18 protein-coding genes and 2 pseudogenes are annotated in these 23,417 nt (G+C 66.7%); 7 read left to right on the top strand and 13 right to left on the bottom strand.

The features are described from left to right. Positions 1-39: 39 nt before the first annotated feature. From CYD53_RS27030 to dctP, 7 genes and pseudogenes are all read right to left on the bottom strand, one after another. Positions 40-822, bottom strand: coding sequence for a glycerophosphodiester phosphodiesterase (locus CYD53_RS27030; protein WP_103721188.1), 783 nt, complete (start codon positions 820-822; stop codon positions 40-42). A 7-nt stretch (positions 823-829) separates the two neighbouring features. Beyond that, positions 830-1,720 carry an ABC transporter permease gene (locus CYD53_RS27025; protein ID WP_245928449.1) on the bottom strand — a complete coding sequence of 297 codons (891 nt, stop codon included), beginning with the start codon at positions 1,718-1,720 and terminating at the stop codon, positions 830-832. Next, positions 1,717-2,658, bottom strand: coding sequence for an ABC transporter permease (locus tag CYD53_RS27020; RefSeq protein ID WP_103721187.1), 942 nt, complete (start codon positions 2,656-2,658; stop codon positions 1,717-1,719). Before CYD53_RS27020 ends, CYD53_RS27025 begins: the two co-directional genes overlap by 4 nt. Positions 2,659-2,774: 116 nt before the next feature. Next, entirely contained in the window at positions 2,775-3,752 is a 978-nt protein-coding gene (locus tag CYD53_RS27015; RefSeq protein WP_103721186.1) for a ketopantoate reductase family protein, read from the bottom strand. A 338-nt stretch (positions 3,753-4,090) separates the two neighbouring features. Next, the gene (locus tag CYD53_RS27010) at positions 4,091-5,470 is read right to left on the bottom strand and encodes a TRAP transporter large permease (protein WP_245928452.1); all 1,380 of its coding nucleotides are present in this window, start codon (positions 5,468-5,470) and stop codon (positions 4,091-4,093) included. A 66-nt stretch (positions 5,471-5,536) separates the two neighbouring features. Continuing rightward, a pseudogene (locus CYD53_RS30800) lies at positions 5,537-5,947 on the bottom strand (TRAP transporter small permease); the annotation flags it as partial. A gap of 103 nt (positions 5,948-6,050) precedes the next feature. Beyond that, positions 6,051-7,076, bottom strand: coding sequence for a TRAP transporter substrate-binding protein DctP (gene dctP / locus CYD53_RS27005; RefSeq protein WP_103721184.1), 1,026 nt, complete (start codon positions 7,074-7,076; stop codon positions 6,051-6,053). A 262-nt stretch (positions 7,077-7,338) separates the two neighbouring features. Here dctP and CYD53_RS27000 point away from each other — a divergent pair, with 262 nt between their 5' ends. The 5 genes and pseudogenes from CYD53_RS27000 (at position 7,339) to CYD53_RS26980 (ending at position 11,455) form a co-directional block, all read left to right on the top strand. After that, positions 7,339-8,865, top strand: coding sequence for a serine hydrolase domain-containing protein (locus CYD53_RS27000; protein WP_103721183.1), 1,527 nt, complete (start codon positions 7,339-7,341; stop codon positions 8,863-8,865). Further along, positions 8,865-10,445, top strand: a complete 1,581-nt coding sequence (locus CYD53_RS26995) for an ABC transporter substrate-binding protein (RefSeq protein ID WP_103721198.1) — start codon at positions 8,865-8,867, stop codon at positions 10,443-10,445. The genes CYD53_RS27000 and CYD53_RS26995 overlap by 1 nt, the downstream gene beginning before the upstream one ends. Positions 10,446-10,591: 146 nt before the next feature. Continuing rightward, a pseudogene (locus CYD53_RS26990) lies at positions 10,592-10,747 on the top strand (HlyD family secretion protein); the annotation flags it as partial. A gap of 116 nt (positions 10,748-10,863) precedes the next feature. Beyond that, positions 10,864-11,070 (top strand): hypothetical protein, encoded by a 207-nt coding sequence (locus CYD53_RS26985; RefSeq protein WP_103721182.1) that lies wholly within the window; start codon positions 10,864-10,866, stop codon positions 11,068-11,070. An 82-nt stretch (positions 11,071-11,152) separates the two neighbouring features. After that, the gene (locus CYD53_RS26980) at positions 11,153-11,455 is read left to right on the top strand and encodes a plasmid stabilization protein (protein WP_103721181.1); all 303 of its coding nucleotides are present in this window, start codon (positions 11,153-11,155) and stop codon (positions 11,453-11,455) included. Positions 11,456-11,567: 112 nt separating this feature from the next. Here CYD53_RS26980 and CYD53_RS26975 read toward each other — a convergent pair whose 3' ends face one another. Further along, entirely contained in the window at positions 11,568-13,853 is a 2,286-nt protein-coding gene (locus tag CYD53_RS26975; protein ID WP_103721197.1) for an NADP-dependent malic enzyme, read from the bottom strand. A gap of 135 nt (positions 13,854-13,988) precedes the next feature. Continuing rightward, positions 13,989-15,824 carry a methyl-accepting chemotaxis protein gene (locus tag CYD53_RS26970; RefSeq protein WP_103721180.1) on the bottom strand — a complete coding sequence of 612 codons (1,836 nt, stop codon included), beginning with the start codon at positions 15,822-15,824 and terminating at the stop codon, positions 13,989-13,991. Between the two features lie 133 nt (positions 15,825-15,957). On the opposite strand from CYD53_RS26970, the gene mutS reads away from it, so the two are divergent. Next, entirely contained in the window at positions 15,958-18,756 is a 2,799-nt protein-coding gene (gene mutS / locus CYD53_RS26965; protein ID WP_425428351.1) for a DNA mismatch repair protein MutS, read from the top strand. A gap of 3 nt (positions 18,757-18,759) precedes the next feature. Here the strand turns inward: mutS and CYD53_RS26960 are convergent, their stop codons facing one another. The 3 genes from CYD53_RS26960 to CYD53_RS26950 all read right to left on the bottom strand — a co-directional run bounded on the left by CYD53_RS26960 (position 18,760) and on the right by CYD53_RS26950 (position 21,483). Beyond that, complete coding sequence (locus CYD53_RS26960; protein WP_181012047.1) at positions 18,760-19,617, bottom strand: C40 family peptidase; 858 nt, start codon at positions 19,615-19,617, stop codon at positions 18,760-18,762. A gap of 46 nt (positions 19,618-19,663) precedes the next feature. Beyond that, positions 19,664-20,017, bottom strand: coding sequence for a MarR family transcriptional regulator (locus CYD53_RS26955; protein WP_092173215.1), 354 nt, complete (start codon positions 20,015-20,017; stop codon positions 19,664-19,666). Positions 20,018-20,097: 80 nt separating this feature from the next. Then, positions 20,098-21,483 (bottom strand): leucyl aminopeptidase family protein, encoded by a 1,386-nt coding sequence (locus tag CYD53_RS26950; protein WP_245928448.1) that lies wholly within the window; start codon positions 21,481-21,483, stop codon positions 20,098-20,100. Positions 21,484-21,609: 126 nt separating this feature from the next. Here CYD53_RS26950 and CYD53_RS26945 point away from each other — a divergent pair, with 126 nt between their 5' ends. Continuing rightward, positions 21,610-22,482 (top strand): tetratricopeptide repeat protein, encoded by an 873-nt coding sequence (locus CYD53_RS26945; RefSeq protein ID WP_245928447.1) that lies wholly within the window; start codon positions 21,610-21,612, stop codon positions 22,480-22,482. Between the two features lie 60 nt (positions 22,483-22,542). Here the strand turns inward: CYD53_RS26945 and CYD53_RS26940 are convergent, their stop codons facing one another. Beyond that, the gene (locus CYD53_RS26940; RefSeq protein ID WP_245928446.1) at positions 22,543-23,340 is read right to left on the bottom strand and encodes an endonuclease/exonuclease/phosphatase family protein; all 798 of its coding nucleotides are present in this window, start codon (positions 23,338-23,340) and stop codon (positions 22,543-22,545) included. Between the last annotated feature and the right edge of the window lie 77 nt (positions 23,341-23,417).

The following is a 23,417-nucleotide window of genomic DNA, read 5'->3' as shown; positions in this document are numbered from 1 at the left end:
GGCGACGGCACCAGTGGAACGGTGAATGCGTGGCTTGCCTCAGCCAGGCGACAATCCGGTGACATCGGGGCGCCCGGCGAGGATGTCGGCCAGCAGGCGCGGATCGTCGAGCAGGACCGCGTCCGGCGACAGGGCAAGCAGCCGGTCGAGCCCGTCGCGATCGACGCGCCCGACCGGGAAAGGCGGATCCTCCGGCAAGGCCACCGAACGCGGCTGGCCGACCATGACCGCAAGCTTCAGGCCCTCGGCCCGGACGGCCGCCGCGCGTTCGGCCGTAGCAGTGCCTTGCCAGAGCCGGAACCAGTTTGCACCGGCGGCGCGAGCCCTTGCAGCCGAGTCAGGATCGGCAGCGAAAGCGAGCAACGCGACCTCGCTCGTCCGAGCCCGCGCCAAGGCGATGAGATCGAGATCGCGCAGACCGAGCAATGTGCGCCCGGCCGCGCCGGCATGGCTCAGCTCCGCCAGGATGCGCGGCACAACGGCGCGCTCGGTCAACTTCACGTCGAGCAGAAGTCCGAGGGGAGCGGAGGCCGCGATGGCGTCCGGCAGCGTCATCACCGCTGGCAAGAGGTTGCGGATGGTGGCGAGATCGACCTCCGCCACCGCGCGCGGATCGCCGCAGAGGCGTTTCAGATCGGCATCGTGCAGGCAGACGAGCGCACCGTCGGCTGTGAGCCGCAGATCCGTCTCGACCATGTCGGCTCCGGCAGCCACTGCTGCTCGAAACGCCTCGGCCGTATTCTCGGGCGCGAGCAGCGCCCCGCCGCGATGAGCGATGACAAGCGGGCGTCCCGAAACCGGCGACTGTACGGACACCATCATGCCGGCCCTACCTGCGATCGACCGTGGGATCGAACCTGTCGCGCAGCCAGTCACCGAACAGGCTCATCGACAGGGTCGTCAGGAAGATCGTGAGCCCGGGGAAGACGGCGATCCACCAGGCGTTGAGCAGATAGCGCCGGCCCTCGCCCAGCATCAGGCCGAGCGAGGTGCCCGGCGGCTGCACGCCCAGACCCAGGAAGGAAAGCGAGGTTTCGAGCAGGATCGTCCCGGGAAAGTTCAGTGTCGCCTGCACCACCAGCGCCGCGACGATGTTGGGCAGGAGATGGCGCATGATCACCCGCACTGGGCGCGCGCCCAATGCCTCCACCGCATTGATGTACTCGCTCTCCTGCTCGGAGACGACGAGGCCGCGCGCCAGCCTGGTGTAGCGATCCCAGCCGTCGATGCTGACCAGGACGATGAAGAGCAGGATGTTGTTGCCGAAGAAGGCCAGCATCGTCAGGGCGAGGAACAGCGCCGGGATCGCCGCCTGCGCATCGACCAGCATCATGATGCCCTGGTCGACGAGCCCCTTGAAGCGCGCCGCGACGAAGCCGAGCAGCGTGCCGAAGACCGCGCCGATCAAGGTGCCGAGCACCGCGATCAGGATCGAGGTGCGGATGGCGAAGATCAACCGGCTCAAGATATCGCGCCCGAGTTGGTCGGTGCCGAGCCAATAGGTCATGCCGCCGCTCTCGGACAGAGGCGGGCGCAGACGCGCGGCGAGGTTCTGGGTGGTGAAGTGGATCGGCGCCAGCCAGTCGGCGAGCAGCGCGACGAGCACGGTGAGCAGGAGGAACGCGGCCGACGCTTTGACGATGGGCGACATCGCAGCCCTGGCCGGGCGGGAGCGAAGCGGCAGCGGCGCGAGAGCCGCGCTGTCGAGACCCGTCGTCATGCCCGTGCTCCCCCAGCCTGCCGGAAGCCGCCCAGACGGGGGTCGATCAGGATATGCAGGATATCGACGAGCAGATTGGCTGAGATCATGATGACCGTGATGGTGAGGATCACGGCCTGCACCACGGCAAGATCGCGCGTCGCCACCGAATCGACCAGCAAGCGGCCGACGCCGGGCCAGGCGAAGATCGTCTCGACCACGGCGCTGCCGGCGAGAATCCCGCCGATCTCGATGCCGAGGAACATCAGGAGCGGCACCGACGCATTCGGCAGGGCGTGGCGGATGATGACACTGAGGGGCATCACGCCGCGCCCGCGCGCCGCGCGGATGAAGGGCTTGCCGAGCACCTCCAGCGTCGAGGTCCGCGCGAAACGGGCAAGCCGGCCCGCCAGCGGCAGCCCGAGCGTCACCATCGGCAGGATGAGATGGGCTGGTGTGTCCGACCCCGCCGAGGGCAGGATGCGCAGTTTCAGCGCGAACAGCAGGATCAGCAGGATGCCGAGGAAGAAGATCGGGATGGCGTAGCCGAACACGGCCGAGGCCATGGCCAGCCTGTCGACAACGCTGTTGTGCCTCAGCGCCGCCAGCACGCCGAGCGGCAGGCCGACCAGCAAGGCCAGCAGGAGCGCGGATGTGCCGAGCAGCGCCGTCTTCGGCAGGGCCTCGAGAACAGCAGCGAAAGCCGGCCGGTCATCGGCGAAGGAGGCGCCGAAATCACCCCTGGCGGCGCTGAGCAGATAGCGAAGATATTGCTGGTGGAGCGGCTGATCGAGACCCCAGAGGTCGCGGTAATAGGCGCGCACATCCGGGGGCGTGTCGATCGAGAGCATGATGTCGGCGGGGTCGCCCGCCAGGCGCAGGGCGATGAAGACCGCCGAGACGCAGATAAGGAGCGTGAGGATGGCGCGCCCCGCGCGCAGGGCCAGGAACCGAAACATGCGTAAAACCGATCGACACGACCTCGTGACAAGCGGCGCATCTGCAAAGCCGGCGACGACAGATTGATGACAGTCGCGCGCTTTCCACCTCTGTCAGGCGCAGGCGTGCGCTCTGATCAGCCCGCTGCCCATCGCTGCCGCCAGGCATTCCCCGCCAGCGCCGCGACGCAGTCGATCAGCGGAGTGGGAACTCCGGCCCTTCGGCCGAGCTCGGCGACCGCGCCTGCGATCGCGCCCAGTTCCAGCGGCCGGCCAGCCTCCATGTCCTGCAGCATCGAGGTCTTGACGCCGACCAGGGTGGGAGGAAGCTCCAGGCGCAGTTCGAGGTCGGGCCTGTCCTCGATGCCGAGCGCTGCGGCCACCGCAACGCATTCCGCCATGATCGACTTGGCGACGCTGCGGAGCGCGGGATCGCCGATGATGGCGTCGATCGTCGCTCCCGTCACGGCCGAAATCGGATTATAGGCGGCATTGCCAAGGAGCTTGTGCCAGACCGCGCTTCGGATATCCGCGCTCGGCTCGGCGTCGATGCCGCCCGCCTTCAGGAACGCCACGACATCGGCAAGCCTCGCGCTTGCCGGCGCCAGCGGCTCGCCGATGACCAGGCGCTTGCGGCCGTTCCAGGCGATGCGGTTCGGCGCCGGGCGATTGGCACCGACATAGACGACACAGCCGAGAACCTGGGTGGTCGGGAGCGCCGCCGCGATCGCGCCTTCGGGGTCCACGGAGGTCAATTTCCGATCGCCGAAGCCCTCGTCCAGCCCATCCAGATACCACCACGGAATGCCGTTCAGCATCGGCAGCACGATCGTGCCGGGCCCGAGCAGCGGCGTCAGCAGATCCAGGCCCGTCGGCCAGTCATGTGCCTTGTAGCCGACCAGGACGAGATCCTGCACCCCGGCCGAAGACGGATCGGCCGTCGCGTTGACGGTCAGCGTCTCAGTGGATGACGCAGTTTCGAGGGTCAGGCCGTCGGAGGCGAGCAGGGCTGCCGTCGCCGGGCGCGCCACGATGAGGGGACGCTGCCCCGCCTTGGCCATATGCCAGGCGATGACGCCCCCGATCGCTCCCGCACCGACAACCGCCACTCGCATGGTTCCGTTCCCTCTCCACAGATTGAGAGCGAACTATAGAGCGCCGGAACGGATGCGACAGTCTCGATCCCGGGCAGGTTGCCTAGAGGCTGTTATGAACCATGGGGCCAATGTGATGAGGTCAAAACGGCGGAGATGGGAGGAGCATTGCGCAGGCGATACCATCGGTATCGGCAAGCGATGCGACGCTGCCGTTTTTACCTCACCCGCAGAGCGCGGCGCTTTTGCGCGACTGCGGTGTCATTCTTCGTAGCAAGCCGGAAGGCTTGTGTCCTCGAACTCCTGGCATTCGCGCAAAATCGCCAGCGTCAGTTCGACCCCATGGCTCATAGCAGCCTCTATTTGATCATCACCGAGGGTAGCCAGGTCACGAGCCCCGGGAACAGGCAGCAGATGATCACCGCCAGGAACATCAGCACGACGAAGGGCATCGTGCCCCAGATGATGTCCGAGAGCGGGATGTCGGGGGCGATATTCTTGATGACGAAGATGTTGAGGCCCACCGGCGGGTGGATCAGCCCCATCTCCATCACGATGGTCATGACGACGCCGAACCAGATCAGGTCGAAGCCCGCGGCCTTGAGCGGCGGCAGGACGATGGGCGCGGTCATCAGGATGATCGAGACCGGCGGCAGGAAGAAGCCGAGCACGATCACGAAGAGCAGGATCGCCGCCAGCAGCACCCATTTCGACAGCGACAGCCCGATCACCCAGGCGGCCATCGCCTGGCTGATATGGAGATAGCTCATCACATAGGCATAGAGCAGTGACATGCCGATGATCATCAGGAGCATGGTCGATTCGCGCAGCGTGCCCGTGACGATCGGCATCAGCTTGGAAGGCCGCCAGATGCCGTACATCGCGCCGATGACGATCAGCGCCAGCACCGCGCCGACGCCGGCCGTCTCGGAGGGCGTTGCCCAGCCGGCATAGAGCACGACCATGACGCCGGCCAGGATCGAGACGAAGGGGGCAACCCAGGCGATCATCCTGAGCTTCTGGCCGAGCGTGTAATGCTCTTCGGCCAGCAGCGCCGAGCGGACGCCGGTCTCGGCTGCGACCGTCTGAGCCACCGCGAATTCCTTGCGGTAGCGCAGTACCGAATAGAGTGCGAACAGCGTGATCAGCAGCAGGCCCGGCCCGATGCCGGCGAGGAAGAGCTTGCCGAGCGAGACCTCGGCCGCGACTGCATAGAGCAGCATGGTGACCGAGGGCGGCAGCAGGATGCCGAGCGTGCCGCCTGCCGCGATGATGCCGGCGGCGAAACCGCCGGAATAGCCGCGCTGGCGCATCTCCGGGATGCCGGCCGAGCCGATCGCCGAACAGGTCGCCGGCGACGAGCCCGCCATGGCGGCGAAGAGACCGCAGGCGGTGGTGTTGGCGACGCCGAGCCCACCCGGAATCCGGTGCAGCCAGGCATGCAGCGCCGAATAGAGGTCCTTGCCGGCGTTGGAGCGCCCGATCGCCGCGCCTTTCAGGATGAAGAGCGGGATCGCCAGGATGATGACGTTGGCGAGCTCCTCGTAGAAATTCTGCGCGATGGTGTCGACCGACGCCGACGGCATGAACAACAGCATAAAGACGAGCGCGACGACGCCGAGCGCAAAGGCGATCGGCATGCCGGAGAACATCACGACGAGCGTCGCCACGAAATAGGCGATGCCGATTTGGGCCTGTGAGAGGCTCGTGACCAGCGGCCTGACCGGCCTTTCCCACATCAGCAGCGCCACCACGGCCAAGACGACGACGGCAAGAACCAGCAGCGAGCGCTGGCCGACCTGCAGCGCGACCTGCACGGCCAGCAGCGCCATGCCGAAGGTCAGCAGCGAATACGGAATCCAGAGGGGCGGCCCCCAGGCCGAATGCGAGGTCTGCCCCTCATGCAATGCCTCCTGCAGCAGGCCGCCGGCCTTCCAGGCGAAGAACAGGCAGAAAGCCAGCACCACGGCATCGACCGTGGCGCGCCGGGCCGCGTTCAATCGCGGCGAGAGCATATGATCGAGGAAGTCGATGCCGATATGGCCACGCCGCTGCTGCACGGCGCCGGCCGAGAGGAACATCGCGCCGGCGACCAGGAAGATCGTGACCTCGTCCTGCCACTCGACGCCACGACCATAGAGATGGCCGGCGATGACGCCGAAGGTCAGAACCAGCGCAGCTGCGAGCAGCGCAATGGCCGAGAGCTTGAACAGCATCTCGTTGACCGCGCCGATGACGGCGGCGATGCCGCCTGTCACCGGTGTCGAGGTCCTGATATCGCTGGCGAGGATGGCGTCGTGCTGCAGGCCGCCCGCCATTTCAGGAAACCGCGCGAGCGAGCTTCAGGAGTTCGGCGGCTTCGGTCGATTTTGCCGCATAGTCCTTCCAGGCGCTCTCCTCGGAGATCTTGCGCCAGGCCGCGAGGTTGGCGTCGGTCTGGTCGACGACCTGCACGCCCTTGGCGGCATAGACCTTCGCGACCTCCTCATCGTCCTTCTTGGCCTCGGCCGTACCCCAGGTCTCCATCTCGGCGCCGACATCGAGCAGCGCCTTCTGCTGCTCGGGCTTCAGGCTGTCGAAGATCGCCTTGGACATCAGCACCGGTTCGAGCATGAACCAGAACGAGCCCCTGCGGGCCGCCGTCAGCGATTTCGACAGTTCTTCCAGGCGGAACGAGATCAGGCTGGTCGAGGAGGTCACGGCGGCGTCGAGCGCGCCGGTCTGCATGCCGATATAGACCTCGTTCGACGGCATCGTCGACACCTGGGCGCCTGCGGCGGTGAACATCAGATCCATCTCGCGGCTGCCGCCGCGGATCTTGATGCCCTTGACGTCGTCGGGGCCGCCGATCGCGCCCTTGCGCGAGGCGACGCCGCCGGCCTGCCAGATCCAGGAGATGATCTTGATGCCCTTGTCCTCGACGATCTTGGTCAGCGCCTTGCCGACCTCCGAGGTCTTCCATTTCGCGCCCTGCTCATAGCTCGTGACCAGGCAGGGCATCAGCCCGAGATTGCAGGCATGCAGCTCGCCGCCGGCATAGGCGATCGGGTAAAGCGACATGTCCAGCGCGCCCTTGCGCATCGCCGAAAACTGCGCATTCGTCTTCATCAGGGACGAGTTGGCGTAGACCTCGAATTTGAGCGAGCCTGCCGTACGCTTCTCGACCTCGCGCGCCATGATCCGGCACAGCCGATCGCGGAAATCGCCCTGGTCGATGCTGCCGCCGGGAAACTGATGCGAGATCTTCAGCGTCGTCGCGCTTTGGGCGGAGCCCGGCCGACTGAAGGTCAGGACGGCGGGAGCCGCGATCAGGCCGGACAGGACGTGGCGTCGGTCGAATTGCATGTCTTCCTCCCATGGAAGAGCCAAGGCGGTGAATCCCGCCTGCTGTTTTCGCTCGTTTTATACGGGCGCGCGTTCCCACACATAGAGCATGCTTCAGAGACCGATGCCAACATGGGCAGCTGAGGGCTTGTCTGTTTCCAGACCCGTGACTGCGATCGCCGCACTGGCCTGCTCCCACTGCATAACGCGGAGATTGCGCCGGCCACCGAACTTCCCCGACACTCACCGCCAGCAATCGCTCGGCGGATGAGGAGAGGCCGGAATGCCGGATTGGACGCGCGCCAGGGCCGAGGCTGCAAGCATCACGGAGAGCTGGCGACAGGAAGGCGGCCCCGGCGGGGCGGTCGTGATCTTCGACAGCAACGGCGTCCGCGAAGCGCTGAGCGGCGGCTTCGCGGTGATCGAGCACGGGCTCGCCTTCACCCCGGATACGACGAACCGCTTCGCCTCGATCAGCAAGCATATGCTGGCGACCCTTCTGTTGCAGGCGGATGTGCCTTTCGACGCCCCGCTCGGGACATGGCTTGCGGATCTGCCCGAGGCCTTCGCCCGCCTGCCGCTCGGCCGCGCACTCGACATGACCGGCACCCTGCCGGACATGATGGAAGTGTTCTGGCAGCGCGGCGTGCCCTACACCGCCAGCCTGAGCGCCAGCGAAATCCTCGCCGTCGCGCAACGCCTGCCGTCCCTGAATGGCGAGCCCGGGCTGGAGATGGCCTATTCCAACACCGGCTGGCGCCTCGGCCAGCTCGTGCTGCAGAAGCGGCTCGGGATCGATTATGCCGAGGCCGTGGACCGGCTGATGGCGGAGTTCGACCTGCCGATCCGCTTTCCGCAGGATGAGACCGAGATCGTGCCCGGCCTCGCGACGGGGTACTGGCGTGACGGCGAGAGCTGGCGACGCGGCCGCTACGGCTTTCATTTCTCCGCCTCGGGCGGGATCACCGGCAGCGCGACGGGGCTGGCGCGCTGGGCCTCGGCCCTGCTCGCCGGGCGCGGCTCGCTGGCCGGCATGCTGGAGCGCCTGACCGCGCCGCGCGCCTTCATCGATGGCAGCAGCAGCGTCTACCGGCTCGGGCTGGTCTGCAGCGCATTGGAGGATGTCGCGCTTGTCGGCCATGGCGGCTCGCTGCCCGGCTACCGCAACCACTTCCTGATGGCGCCCTCCCAAGGCGTCGGCGTGGTCGTGCTGACCAATCGCGAGGAGGACGCGCTCTGGCCGAGCCTGCGCGTGCTTGCCGCGCTGCTGGGCCGGGACTTGCCCAGCCCAGCAAGTGATGCGCCCACAGGCCTGTTCGCCGCCGAGAGCGGCCCGTTCTGGGCGGAGCTATCGCCGGATTCGATCAGCTTCATGGGCGGCTATGAGCGCCTCGTCAGCGATGGCGACAACGGCCTGCGCAGCCTGCCCGCCTATCTCGATATCAGGCTTGGGCAAACCGGCACTGACACGCTCGAAGGCAAGATCGGCGGCGTCCGGCGCCGCCTCGTGCGCGTTCCTGCGGGGACGGCTCTCGACCAGCGGCTGACCGGACGCTGGCGCGAGCGCATCTTCGGCGCCGAGATCCTGATCCGCCCGGACGGCACCGCCGTGATGCCCTGGGCGGGGGACGCCGGAACCGAAACCGTGCTCACCGCCCTGCCGGGCGGCCGGGCGCTCGCCGATCTGAGTCATGGCCCATGGCGGCATCGGCCTTGTCTTTGCTTGCAGCCGGACGGGTCGCTTCGTCTCGCCAGCCACCGCGCCCGCGTCCTGCAGTTCGACCGCATCGCCGAACAAGGAGCCAGATGATGATCCTCTCGCGTCTTGCCGCCCTTTCCTTCGTCGCTGCGCTTGCGCTGCCGATCCCGGCGCAGGCCCAGCCGGTGCCTGCCCGGACCTTGCGCGTCGCGCCGCATGCCGATCTCAAGACGCTCGACCCGGTCGCGGCCTCGATCGTCATCACCCGCATGCACGGTCTGATGATCTACGAGACGCTGTTCGCCTGGGACGCCAAGCTCAATCCGAAACCGCAGATGGTCGAAAGCTTCTCGACCTCGGCGGACGGCCTCGCCTGGACCTTCACATTACGGCCCGGCCTGAAATTCCATGATGGGCAACCTGTCACCACGCGCGACGTCATCGCCTCGCTGAAGCGCTGGATGGTCCGCGATACGATCGGCGGCAAGCTCGGCGAATACACCGATGCGACGGAGGTCGTCGACGACAAGACCTTCACATTGAAACTGAAGCGGCCGATGGCACTGGTGCCCTTCGCGCTGGGCTCGGCCGTTGGCCAGATCCCGGTGATCATGCGTGAGAGCGACGCCGTCACCGACCCGATGAAGCCGGTGACCGAGGCGATCGGCAGCGGGCCTTTCCGGTTCAACCGTGCCGAATGGCGCAGCGGCGCCAAGGTCGTCTACGACCGCAACCCCGATTATGTGCCGCGCGCCGAACCAGCTGACGGGCTGGCGGGCGGGCGCGTCGTCAAGCTCGACAGGGTCGAGTGGCTGATCATGCCCGATCCCGCGACGGCCGCCGCCGCCTTGCAGACCGGCGAGATCGATATCTGGGAGCAGCCGAGCCAGGACCTGATCCCGGTGATCGCCAGAAGCGGCGACATCAAGGTCGATCGCTATTCGAGCCTGGCCAACCAGGTGATGCTGCGGCCGAACCATCTGTATCCGCCCTTCAATAATCCCAAGGCCCGCCTGGCACTGGCCTATGCCACCGACCAGGCAGACTTCCTCGCTGGCGGTTTCGGGGACGAGCAGTGGTGGCGGCGCTGCAATTCCTATTTCATCTGCGGCAGCCCCAACGGCACGGAAGCCGGCGCGGAAGCCTTCAGCAAGCCGGATCTCGAGACGGCGCGCCGCCTGTTGGCCGAGAGCGGCTACAAGGGCGAGAAGCTGGTGCTGAGCTCGAGCTACGACATCGCCCCGATCGGTCGGATGGCCGAGGTCGCAGCCGATTCGCTGAAGAAGGTAGGCTTCAATGTCGATGTGCAGTTCTCCGACTGGGGCACCGTGACGACGCGACAGCAGAACCGCGGCGCGCCCGAGCAAGGCGGCTGGAACCTGTTCGTGACCTATGCCTCGGGAGCCACCATGCAGTCGCCGATGACTAATATCGGCACCAACATGGCCTGCGAGAAGGCCTGGGCGGGCTGGCCTTGCGATGCGGAAGCCGAGCGCTTGCGCGGCGCAGTCGTCGATGCACCCGACGACGCCAGCCGCAAGCTCGCGATCGAAATCCTGCATCGCCGGCTGGCCGAGGTGCAGCCCTATCGGGTGCTCGGCCAATTCGACCAGCCCTATGCCCGGCGCAGCAATGTCACGGGCGTGCTGAACGCACCCGTGATGCTGTTCTGGAACATCGAGAAGAACTGAACCGGCTGCCGGGTCCCGCCCCGCAAGATGCCGACGCGCTTTCCGGCTTTTGCAGGGTGCGCCTCATAGTTTCATATGCATGCGGGTAGTTGGCATACCATGTAATTTTCATGGCAACGACCCGCCCGCCTCCGAACTCACCCTCTAAGCTGGGCCAGCCTGTCAGCTTCACCGTCGATGCCCTGCGCCACCAGGCGCCGACGGGGCACATCCAGGATTTCTCACCTGCGACCGGCTCCGAGTTCCGCGTACTGAAGGCCGACAACGCGACCGGCAACTTCACCAAGATCGTCCTGCGGTTGGAGGCCTTTTTGCCGTGCTCGCGACCGGCCCGGCATAATTGCGATTATCGTTAACGGGTTTTTTGACGTTCCCAGACGATTCTGATGGCCCGATTCGCTCAAGCCGTCAGTTGCTCATGGGTCAAGTCCTGCAGTTCCGCCTCCCGCTTGCCGATGCCAGCGAGGCCCTTCCCGACATCGACTTGATCACGGCGGTCGATGTCGCCTTGCGCGACCTCGCCGATATCGCGCCCCATGTCGCGCTCGCTTCGGCGCGCGCCCAACTCGCGGCCTGCCGCGAGATGCTCCAGGCCTGCTTCGACGCCGCCGTCGAGCCCCACTGAGAATACCGAGGCCCGACCTCACGGGGAACCGCACTGCCCGCCTGACGTTTCCGCGCTAGGCGAAGAGCGAGGTGGGCATGCCATGCCACGCGGCGACAAATCCGCCTATACCGACAGGCAGAAGCGCAAAGCCGAGCATATCGCGGAGAGTTACGAGGAGCGCGGCGTCCCGCATGACGAGGCCCAGGCGCGCGCCTGGGCGACCGTCAACACGGAGAGCGGCGGCGGCAACAAGTCCGGCTCAGGTCGGGGCGTGCCCGACACCAAGGTCTCGGCCAAAAGAGGCGGGACGATCGGCAGACAAGCTTCCGCCTCACGGCCTGCAGCGGAACGCTCCGCTGCCGCGAAGAAGGCCGCCGAGACGCGCAGGAAGAACGCATCCTGAGACTTAAAGGCTGTCATTGCGAGAAGCGCTAGCGACGAAGCAATCCAGGGGCCGTAGCGCGCTACGACACTGGATTGCTTTGCTCCGCTCGCAATGACGTCGCGGTACCGGCTCAGCCGCCGATATTGAAGGCGGCGAGCGCCGCCATGTTGACGATGTCGCTGTCCTTGGCGCCCAGCGGCACGATCTGCACCGGCTTGTCGAGGCCGACGATCAGCGGGCCGATCACGGTCGAACCGCCGAGTTCCTGCAGCATCTTGGTCGAGATCGAGGCCGAGTGGAACGCCGGCATGATCAGCACATTGGCCGGACCGCTCAAGCGGCAGAACGGATACTGGCTCATCAGCTCGCGATTCAGCGCGACATCGGCGGCCATCTCGCCGTCATACTCGAAATCGACGCGCTGACCGTCGAGCAGCTTCACCGCTTCGCGCACCTTCTCCGAGCGCTCGCCGGCCGGATGGCCGAAGGTTGAGAAGGCGAGCATGGCGACCTTGGGCTCGTAGCCAAGGCGACGGGCGACGCCGGCGGCCTCGATGGCGATCTCGGCAAGCTCCTGCGCCGTCGGCATCTCGGTGATCGCGGTGTCGGCGACGAGCACGGTGCGCTCGCGCGAGAGCACGATCGAGACGCCGATCAGCCTGTGGCCGGGCCGGTCGTCGATGACGCGGCGAACCTCCTCGAGCGCGATCGAGTAGTTGCGGGTCACGCCCGTGACCAGCGCATCGGCATCCCCAAGCGCCACCATCGCGGCGGCGAAGTGGTTGCGGTCCTGATTGATCAGGCGCTGGCAGTCGCGGAAGAGATAGCCCTGCCGCTGCAGCCGCTCGTAGAGATATTGCGCATAGGCGCTGTTGCGGCGCGAGAGGCGGGCGTTCTGGACCGAGATGCCCTTGGCCTCGAGGTCGACGCCGAGGAAGGTCGCGGTCTCGTAGACGCGCTCCTCGCGCCCGACCAGGATGGCGTGGCCGAGCCCCTGGTTGACGAAGGACACCGCCGCGCGGATGACCTGCTCCTCCTCGCCCTCGGCGAAGACGACGCGCTTGGGATAACGCCGGACGCGCTCGAAAATGCGGTTCAGCGTGCCGGCGACGGGATCGCGCCGCGCCGAGAGCTGGGCCTTATAGGCGGGAATATCGACGATCGGCTTGCCGGCGACGCCGGTCTCCATCGCAGCCTTGGCGACGGCGACGGGCACGACATGGATCAAGCGCGGGTCGAACGGCACCGGAATGATGTATTCCTTGCCGTAGCGTGGCCGCGAACCCTGATAGGCGGCAGCGACCTCGTCGGGCACATCCTCGCGGGCGAGCGAGGCCAGCGCCTCGGCCGCAGCGATCTTCATCTCCATGTTGATCGTGGTGGCGCGGACATCGAGCGCCCCGCGGAAGATGAAGGGGAAGCCGAGGACGTTGTTGACCTGGTTGGGATAGTCCGAGCGGCCCGTCGCCATGATCGCGTCGTCGCGGACGGCGTGGACCTCCTCGGGCGTGATCTCCGGATCAGGATTTGCCATGGCGAAGATGATCGGATTGGGCGCCATCGAGGCCACCATCTCCGGCGTCACGGCGCCCTTCTGGCTGAGGCCGAAGAAGGCATCGGCGCCCTCCATCGCCTGGGCCAGGGTGCGCCGGTCGGTAATCGCCGCATGGGCCGATTTCCACTGGTTCATGCCCTCGGTGCGGCCCTGGTAGATCACGCCCTTGGTGTCGCAGAGGATGACGTTGTCGGGCTTGAAGCCCATCGCCTTGAGCAGTTCCGTGCAGGCGATCGAGGCGGCGCCTGCGCCGTTGATGACGAGGCGGGTCGATTTGACGTCGCGGCCCGTCAGGTCGAGGGCATTGATGAGGCCTGCGGCAGCGATGATCGCGGTGCCGTGCTGGTCGTCATGGAAGACCGGGATGTCCATCAATTCGCGCAGGCGCTGCTCGATGATGAAGCATTCCGGAGCCTTGATATCCTCCAGATTGATGCCGCCGAAGGACGGGCCGAGATAGCGCACCGCGTTGATGAAGGTGTCGGCGTCCTCGGTGTCGACCTCCAGATCGATCGAATCGACATCGGCGAAGCGCTTGAACAGGACCGCCTTGCCTTCCATCACCGGCTTCGAGGCGAGCGCGCCGAGATTGCCGAGGCCGAGGATCGCGGTGCCGTTGGAGATCACGGCGACCAGATTGGCTCGCGCGGTGTAGTCATAGGCCTTGGAGGGATCTTCCGCGATCGCCAGCACCGGCACGGCGACGCCGGGCGAATAGGCCAGCGAAAGATCGCGCTGCGTCGCCATCGGCACGGTCGGGACGATCTCGAGCTTGCCCGGCCGCCCTTCCGAATGGAACAGCAGCGCCTCCTGATCGGTGAAGGTCGGGCGGGCGCGTTTGATCGGCGGCTGGTCGTTCATGAACGTGTTCTTTTTTGTGAGCGTTTCCTGAAGGAGGCGGACCATAGGCAAGCCCCCGCCTGGCCACAAGATACGCGCAACGATCAACGCTCATGCCGGCAAGGCGAAAATCGCGCGGCGAGGCGTGCGGCGCCGTCAGAGCCTGCCGCGGAGGCTCTTGACGAAGTCCCCGACATAATGATCGAGCGCGACGGTCTGTTCATCGACCTTGCGGGCTGCGTCAACGACGCGCACGGCAGCGTCCCCGGTCACCCGCGCCTCATCGCCAACCGTGCCGACGCTGGCGGTGACGACGCTGGTGCTGCCGGCGACGGCCTGCGCGTCGGCGGCGATGTTCGAGGCTATGTCGGCCTGACGGCTGACGACCTCGGCCAGGATACCGGAGGTCTGCTCGATCGAGGTCATTGTGCCCTCGATATGCGCGACGGCATCCGACGCCGTGGCGGCCGCGCCGCGAATCTCCTGCAGCGTCTCGGCGATGTCGCGTGTCGCCTTCTGGGTCTGCTCGGCCAGGTTCTTGACCTCGGCGGCAACGACCGCAAAGCCGCGCCCGGCCGCGCCTGCGCGTGCCGCCTCGATGGTCGCGTTCAGAGCGAGCAGATTGGTGCGGGAGGCGATGTCCTCGATGAAATCGAGCACCGCGCTGACCTTGTCGGCCGCCTCGGCGAGGCCGGCGACGTCGCGGCGCGTCGAGCGCACATAGCTCGCCGCATCACGCGCGGTCTGGTCTGCATGGGCGGTCTGGCGCGTCAGCTCGCGGATCGAGGCCTCGATCTCCTCGGCAGCGACGGCAACGCTGCCGACGCGCTGCGAGGCGCCCTCGGCCTGCTGCGTGACGTCGGCCGCGCGCTGCGCCGTCTTGTTGGCGCTGCTCGCCATTTCGCTGGCGGCCTCATGCATGCTGCGCACCGACGACGCAACCTCGCGGAGCGCCTGTCCAACCGTCACCTCAAGCTGCGCCGCAAGCTGGTCAACAGCAGCCTTGCGCTGGTCCTCAAGCTCGCGCTGGCGCTGCTCCAGCGTGCGCTCGGCGGTGACGTCCGTCATGATGCCGTCCCAGCAGATCGAGCCATCCGACAGGCGGCGGCAGGCCGCGTCGGTCCGCAGCCAGATCGTCGAACCGTCATCCCGGATGTGGCGCGCCTCGAAGCGCCAGGGCTTGAGCGTTCGCTCGGCGGCGGCCTGCGCATTGGCCTTTTGCAGAAACGCGCGATCCTCGGGCGCCATCCAGCGCAGCCAGCTATCGGGATCGCGCTCGACCTCTTCGCGCGTGACCGCGAGTAGCTTTTCGATGTTCGCATTGGCCAGCTTGTGATGGATCGAGCCGTCCGGCCGCATGATCTTCTGGTAGAGGACGCCGGGCATGTTGGCGGTGCAGGCCTCGAGCAGGCGAAGAGCTTCGACGCGCTGCCTGTCGCTGTTGATGATGTAGCCGACGAGCCCTGCGGCCAACACGTTGACGACAGTCGGGGCCGGGCCTGAAATCGTCTCCATCAAGAACCAGGCGCGCGGGAACGTCACCGATCCGACGATGATCAGGAGCGGCATCCAGGCCGCCACGAGGCCAAGCCCGACCAGGCCGGGAACCCTGACGGCGCGATCGACCTTGCGCAGCCGAAAGCCGTAGAAGACACCGATCGCCGCGCAGAGCAGGATGCCGACGCAGCCCGGCACGGCACCCTCTCCCCCCAAATAGAGCCGCACGATGATGAGGATCGTCGTCGTGACGGCCGAGGCGATCGGGCCGCCTAGCACTCCCGACAGGACCGCGACCAGGTTGCGGAAATCGAGCAGAATCCCCGGCTGGACGACGATGGGATCCAGCATGCTGGCGCAGCCGCCAGCCGCCAGAATCGCACCGATGACGACCTGCCGGAGCCTGTGCGATTCGCCCAGTCGCTGCGTCGCCAAAGGCACCAGCACCGCCGCGATGAGAAGATAGGCCAGTCCTCTGAGCAGTTCGAACAGCATGTCGGCGCGGACAACCTAGAGAGGCGGGAGGAAGCTACGTTCCCGCAACCTACGCGGCCTGCGGCTAACGAATCATAAACCCTACGACGCTCAGGGCCGGATTCCGCAGGGGTCCACATCAAAATCCTCCCGAATGACGCCCAGATCGGCGCAGCGGTTCCCAAGCCTGGGTCAAATCGTTAGCGTTCGCCACGCCATGCAAGACGTTCTTCCTCCACCTTCCGGTCAGAATCCTCCCAGCGCCGTCGCACCGAGGGACGATGCCGCGCGCGTCACGCCGATGATGGCGCAATATGTCGAGATCAAAGCGGCCAATCCCGACTGCCTGCTGTTCTACCGGATGGGCGATTTTTACGAATTGTTCTTCAGCGACGCCGAGATCGCCTCGCGCACGCTCGGCATCGTGCTGACCAAGCGCGGCAAGCATCAAGGCCACGACATCGCGATGTGCGGCGTCCCGGTCGAGCGCGCCGACGACTACCTGCAGAGGCTGATCGCGGCCGGCCATCGCGTCGCCGTCTGCGAGCAGGTCGAGGATCCCGCCGAGGCCAAGAAACGCGGTCCCAAATCGGTGGTACGGCGCGACGTGGTGCGGCTCGTCACCCCCGGCACCATCACCGAGGAGCGCCTGCTCGAACCCGGCCGCGCGAGTCTGCTGGTCGCGGTCGCACGCCGCAAGCTCAGCGACGACGGCGCGCTCTATGGGCTGGCGGCGATCGATATCTCGACCGGGCGCTTCAGCGTGATGGAGACGCCGCAGGAGCGGCTCGCAATCGAATTCGCGCGCCTCGAGCCGCGCGAGATCGTCTGCCCCGACGCGATCTATGACGACCCCGCGATGAAGGCGTTCTGGCACGAAGTCAATGTGCCGGTGACGCCGCTGGCGCGCGAAGGGCTGGACGCAGCCTCGGCCGAGCGCAGGCTCAAGGAGTTCTTCGGCGTCGCCACGCTGGACGCCTTCGGCGCCTTCACACGCGCCGAGATCGCGGCGGCGGGCGCCGCACTCGCCTATGTCGAGCGCACGCAGTTCGGCGCACGACCGCCCTTGTCACCGCCGGTGCGCGATGCCGGCGCCGGCACCATGCTGATCGACGCCGCGACGCGGACCAATCTCGAATTAACGCGGACCCTGTCGGGCGAGCGGACGGGAAGCTTGCTCGCCACCATCGACCGGACGGCGACACCGGGCGGCGCACGCCTGCTCGCCGAACGACTAGCCGGGCCGCTGACCGATACGGCCGCCATCGCCAATCGGCACGACGCCATCGCAGCACTCGTCGCCGACAGCGCCCTGCGCGAGGATCTTCAGCGCGCCCTCGCCCGCGTTCCCGACGTGGCGCGCGCGCTCGCCCGCCTCTCGCTCGACCGCGGCGGCCCGCGCGACCTCGCTGCACTCGGGGCAGGGCTCACCGCCGCGCGCGAGATCGCAGCCTTGCTCGCCCGCCAGGGGACGCTGCCGCAGGATCTCGCCAGCGCCGCCAGCGCGCTTGGCGCGACCGATCCCGCCCTCCCGACCCGGCTGACCGACACGCTGGCCGAGGATCTGCCGCTCAACCGCCGCGACGGCCGCTTCGTCCGCGAGGGTTTCGACGCCGCCCTCGACGAATTGCGGCTGTTGCAGGTCGATTCCCGCAAGGTCATCGCGCAACTGCAAGCCCGCTACAGCGCCGAGACTGGCTGCCGGACGTTGCGGATCAAGCATAACTCCATGCTCGGCTACTTCGTCGAGGTCCCCCAGGCCGTCGGCGAGGATTTCCTGAAGGAGCCCTGGCGGGCAACCTTCGTGCACCGGCAGACAATGTCGGATGCGATGCGCTTCTCCTCGATCGAGCTTGGCGAGCTCGAGGCCAAGATCGCCTCCGCCGCCGATCGCGCCTTGAAGCTCGAACTCGGCGTCTTCGCGGCCTTGTGCGAGGCAGTGCTGGCTCAGGCCGAGCCGATCAAGGCTGCAGCCGCCGCGCTCGCCGAAATCGACGTCTTCGCCGGGCTCGCGGAACTCGCCAGCCGCGAAGGCTGGAGCCGTCCGGTTATCGACGACAGCGCCGCCTTCATCATCACAGGCGGACGCCACCCGGTCGTGGAAGCCGCGCTCAAGCGCGACGGCAAGCCCTTCGTCGCCAATGACAGCGAACTCTCGCCGCCGGGCGAGAGCAGCAATGGTGGCCGCATCTGCCTGATCACCGGCCCGAACATGGCGGGTAAGTCGACCTTCCTGCGCCAGAATGCGTTGATCGCGGTGCTGGCGCAGATGGGCTCCTTCGTACCCGCAGCCAGCGCCCATCTCGGCATCGTCGACCGGCTGTTCTCACGCGTGGGTGCGGCCGACGACCTGGCGCGCGGACGCTCGACCTTCATGGTCGAGATGGTCGAAACCGCCGCGATCCTGAACCAGGCCGGACCGCGTGCGCTCGTCATCCTCGATGAGATCGGGCGCGGCACCGCGACCTTCGACGGGCTCTCGATCGCCTGGGCGGCGATCGAGCATCTGCACGAGGTCAATCGCTGCCGCTCGCTGTTCGCGACGCATTATCACGAGCTGACCGCGCTCGGAGACCGGCTGGAACGCGTCTCCAATGCGACGGTTCGCGTCACCGAATGGAACGGAGAGGTGATCTTCCTGCACGAGGTGGTGGCAGGCGCGGCCGACCGCTCCTACGGCATCCAGGTCGCCAAGCTCGCAGGCCTGCCGCTCGCCGTGGTCGAACGGGCCCGCGCTATCCTCAGTGAACTGGAGAAGACCGAGCGCGAGAAGCCGGTCGCCTCGCTGGTCGACGACCTGCCCCTCTTCGCCGCGCCGGTCAGGCGGGCTGCGCCTGTCGCAGCCATTGCTGCGGTCGATGCGTTGCGCGAGGCGCTGAACGAGCTCGACCTCGACGAAATGACGCCACGCGCGGCTCTGGAGGCATTGTATCGGCTGAAGGGGCTGGGGTGAGCCTCAGCCCATTCGCCTGATGCTCGTGATCGCGCCGAAGCTCTTGGCCTCGATACGGTCGCGGGCGGTGCGCAGCGGTTCGCGCATCACCGTCATCGTATAGGCGGTGGCGTGCAGCAGCGTCTCCGGGTCGGTCAGGATGCCGACATGACCCTTCCAGAAGACGAGATCGCCGCGTTGCAGGCCCTGAAGGCTGTCGTCGAAGGCGACGGGTTGGCCGAGCGAGGCCTCCAGCATGTCGGAGTCGCGCGGCGAAGCGACGCCCGCCGCCGCCAGCGAGAGCTGCGTCAGCCCTGAGCAATCGAGCCCGAGGCTGGTCTTGCCGCCCCAGAGATAGGGCACATGCAGGAAGCGCTCGGCGACGGCGACAAAATCGGCTTCATAGGCGTCGGTGGCGGAGAGATGGGCGGCGAAGACATGCCCGCCATCGGCAAGTACGAGGAAATCGCCGGCCTCTCCCGTGACCGTGACGCCTGCGCCGAGCGACAAGGTCTCCAGCGGCGGCAATTTCATCGATGCGCCGGGATAGACGAAGGTCCGAAGCGCTTGGACGCGGTGCGTCGGCAGGGGGGCATCCAATCGCAACGCATCGTCGGGCACGTAGCCGACATAGCCGTCAGAGGCGAGCTGGACCCAGGCCCAGCCTTCATGGCTCTCATAGACGTCGACCAACTCACCCGACAACGCCTGCGTATCGAGGGGCGCATCAGGGCGCGGCTCGCGGCGCACAGGCGCAGAGGCGGCGACGACGCGCATCGGCTCAGGATCGACGAAAGCGCGCGCCTCGACCTGGCCCCGCAAGCGGCTGGCGGCGAGATCGGGGCGGGCAGGGGTGAGGCGACGGTCGAGAATCAGGCTCATGGCTGCAATCTAGTCGCGACCGGTTAACACGCGAAGACTGCCGGTTTCAGCCACCGCCAAGTTCCCTTGCGCGCTCCGTCACCAGATCAGCCAATTTCTCGACTGCGAGCGCGCCCGCCACGGTGCGCTGGATGATGACATTGCGGCGGTCGAATTCGTCCCGTCGCCGGCTGACGAGGCCGAGCTTGCCCATCGTGTCGAGCGCGCGCGTGATCACCGGCTTGGTGACGCCGAGCTGCGCGGCGAGCCCGCGCACGGTATGGGGCGGCAATTCGAGATAGATCGTCAGTAGGATCGCGGTCTGGCGGGCCGAAAGATCGGCCTGCCCGTCGCGCACCAGATCGAGATGCACCTGCCGCCACAGTCTGAGCGCCTGCGAGGGCCTGATCTCCAAGGGCATGAATGCGCGGATCCCGATCGTTACGGACCCGTATCATTATGCGCCTTCGGCCCGGGCGCAATCGCTGTCGCGCAAGAGGCTTAACCGATGGGGTGAAGCTGCTTCAGCAGCGCATAGGTCAGGCGGGCGGCCTGGCACTCGCCCCCCTCCGGCCGGCCGGGCCTGGCCGAGGGCGTCCAGCCATAGATATCGAAATGAGCGTAGGACGCAGTCTTCTCGACGAAGCGGTTCAGGAACAGGGCCGCCGTGACCGAGCCGGCGAAGCTGCCGCCCGAGACATGATTGACGTCGGCGATCTTGGAATCGAGCAACCCGTCATAGGGCGGCCAGAGCGGCAGCCGCCAAACCGGGTCGTTCACCGCATTGCCGAGGCGGGCGATCTCGGCGGCTAACCCCTCGTCATGCGTATAGAAGGGCGGCAATTCCGGCCCAAGCGCGACGCGGGCCGCACCCGTCAGCGTGGCGTAGTCGATCAGCAGCTCCGGCGCTTCCTCGTCGGCGAGCGCCAGCGCATCGGCGAGGATGAGCCGACCTTCCGCATCGGTATTGCCGATCTCGACCGTGATGCCCTTGCGGCTTTGCAGCACGTCGCCCGGCCGGAAGGCTGAGCCTGACACCGCATTCTCCACCGCCGGCACCAGCAGGCGCAGGCGGACCGGAAGCTTCGCCAGCATGATCATGCGCGCAGCGGCGATCGCCGCGGCAGCCCCGCCCATATCCTTCTTCATCAGCAGCATGCCCGCCGACGGCTTGAGATCGAGGCCGCCAGTGTCGAAGGCGACCCCCTTGCCCACAAGCGTGACCTTGGGCCGACTCGGATCGCCCCAGACCAGATCAATCAGACGCGGCGCGCGCACCGATGCGCGGCCGACCGCATGGATCATCGGGAAATTCCTGGCCAGCAGATCGTCGCCGACGATGCTGGTGACGGTGGCGCCGCATTCCTCGCCGAGCGCGCGAATCGCCGCCTCGATCTCGGCCGGGCCCATGTCATTGGCCGGCGTATTGACGAGATCACGCGCGAGCATGGCTGACGTCGCCACCGCGCTCAGCTCCTCGCCATCGACGCCGTCGGGCAGCACGAGGCGGGCCGTGGGGGAAGCGGGATTGCGGTAGCGGTCGAAGCGGTAACCCTGCAGCAGCCAAGCCAACGCAGCCAGGCCGGCATCGCCGATCTCGCCCGACAGCACATAGTCGCCAGTTGGCAAGATCGCCGCGAGCCGGCCGGGCGCGAAAGGATCGCGGCGACGCGCTTCGGGCGGCTCGACGCCGAGCAGGACGGCCGCAACCGCGCCTGAAGCATCCGGCAAGGCAAGATGCTGGCCCGGCCGGGCGGCGAAGCCTTGAGCCTGCGCAAAGCGCCGGCCTTCCGGCGCCAAGGCTTCGAGCAGCCTGGGTAACCCGGCTTTCGAGACGACATGAACCGGAATGGCCGAAGGCGAGGCGGAAACGAGAAGGCTGTGCACGGAGATCGACACCTGATCGGAAACGGGGTTGGGAACCGGCCGCGAGGCCATGGTTAAGAATGCATTAGGGTTAACGCTTTATCACCGGCGGGACCAGATTTTCCATCGTTGCGAGGCGATCCCGCCATGTCCGCCAGCCTTCCTGCGCCCCTGATGGCCTCTCGCAAGCTTGTCCGCGCCGGCCTTCTGGCTGCCGTCTGCCTCGCTGCATTTGCCATTGCCGGCTGCCAGAGCCGCGGTGGCCTGGGCGATATCACGGGCTCGATCGGCCGCAGCGACGCCCAGCCGCGCAGCCCGGCCGATTGGCAGGCGGAGAGCCAGCGTTGGGGCAAGCGCTACGACGCCAACCCCAAGGAGCGCGACGCCGCCTTCTACTATGCCCGCGCCTTGCGCGCGCTCGACCAGAACGCCCAGGCGCTGGCGGTGCTGCAGAGCGCTGTCCTGGCTCATACCAACGATCTCGAAATGCTGGGGGCCTATGGCCGTTCCCTCGCCGATAATGGCCGGCTGAAAGAAGCGGACGAAGTGCTTTCCCGCGCCCATTCGCCGGAACGGCCGGATTGGCGCATCCTCTCGGCGCAGGGCACTGTGGCTGATCAGCTCGGCGAGCCCGAACGCGCGCAGCAGCTCTACCAGGCGGCGCTCAAGCTCGCGCCGGGCGAGCCGACCGTGATGTCCAATCTCGGCCTCTCCTTGGCGCTCTCGAAACATTTGCCCGAGGCCGAACGGGTCCTGCGCGAGGCAGCCGCCTCCAACCGCAGCGATGCGCGCGTGCGGCAAAACCTCGTCCTCGTGCTCGGCCTGCAGGGCCGCTTCGGCGAAGCCGAGACGCTGGCCCGGCAGGACCAGAGCCCCACGGAAGCCGCGGCCACGATCGCCTATCTCAAGCGCAGCGTCAGTCAGACGAATAGCTGGGACGTCCTGCGGGCCGGCAGCAGCAAGGGCAAGACAAGCGCCCGCAAGCCGGAAACGCCAGCGGGCGAAACACCCAAGGTCTGACGCCGAGCTGCGGGAAAGACGACCCAGGTGGCCACGTCGAATAATTGACTGCGGCTGCCGTCAATGCGCCTGGCGGGCACCTACGGATGGTGTGACAATGGCCTTGATCGGCAAATGATCGGACGCAATGCGAGCAAGGGGCGTGTCATGAAGCTCGACCCGTGCAATTGTTTCGGCAGGATAGCCAACGATCCTATCGAGCGCCCAGAGCGGAAACCGGGCGGGAAAACTCGGTATTGCAGCATGGAGCGGGCCAAATTTCGGCGCGAGTCCATGCAGTGTCGATTTTTTGCCCAGGCGCCATTCATTCAGGTCGCCCATTAGAAAAACCGGCCTGCCGTCGGTTGGCTTTGAAGCATTCACGAGCGCTTCGACCTGTTTCGAGCGCGAGCGTCGAAGGAGGCCAAGATGGGCCGCGACAATGCGAACGTCAGCGCCCCTCATCGACAGGTCTATGATCAGAGCGCCACGCGGTTCTACGCCGGGCAATACGATTTGTCGGGTAGCCGTGACGTGTCCGTCGCGAAACAGCACGACATTCCCGTGCCATCCATGACCTTGCCAGCGCGTTTCGATCACAACCGGTCGTAATCCCGTCTTGCGGTGCAGAAGTCCCAGATCAAGCAACCCCGCCCGTGCACCAAAGCGCTGATCGGCCTCCTGCAGCGCGACAATATCGGCGTCGATCTGTTTGAGAACCTCCACGATGCGGTCGGGAGCAAAACGGTGATCCCGCCCGACAGCCTTATGAATGTTGTACGAGGCTATCGTCAGCTCGCCAGTGGAATGGTGTGATTCTGACCGGGAACCTGCCCCCGCCCGGTCCCGGCTCCAGCTCGAGATGCGCAGCGCCGGCAAGCGCCTGGTCCGACGGGGTTCGTGAAGATCGGTTTCGTGCATCAAGGTTGTCCCCGAAGGCGGTCTGCAACTGATCA

This window comes from Allobosea psychrotolerans, assembly GCF_002917105.1.
Taxonomy (GTDB): domain Bacteria; phylum Pseudomonadota; class Alphaproteobacteria; order Rhizobiales; family Beijerinckiaceae; genus Allobosea; species Allobosea psychrotolerans.
The sequence above is the reverse complement of the archived record's forward strand: the minus strand, read 5'-3'. Positions and strand labels throughout refer to the sequence as shown.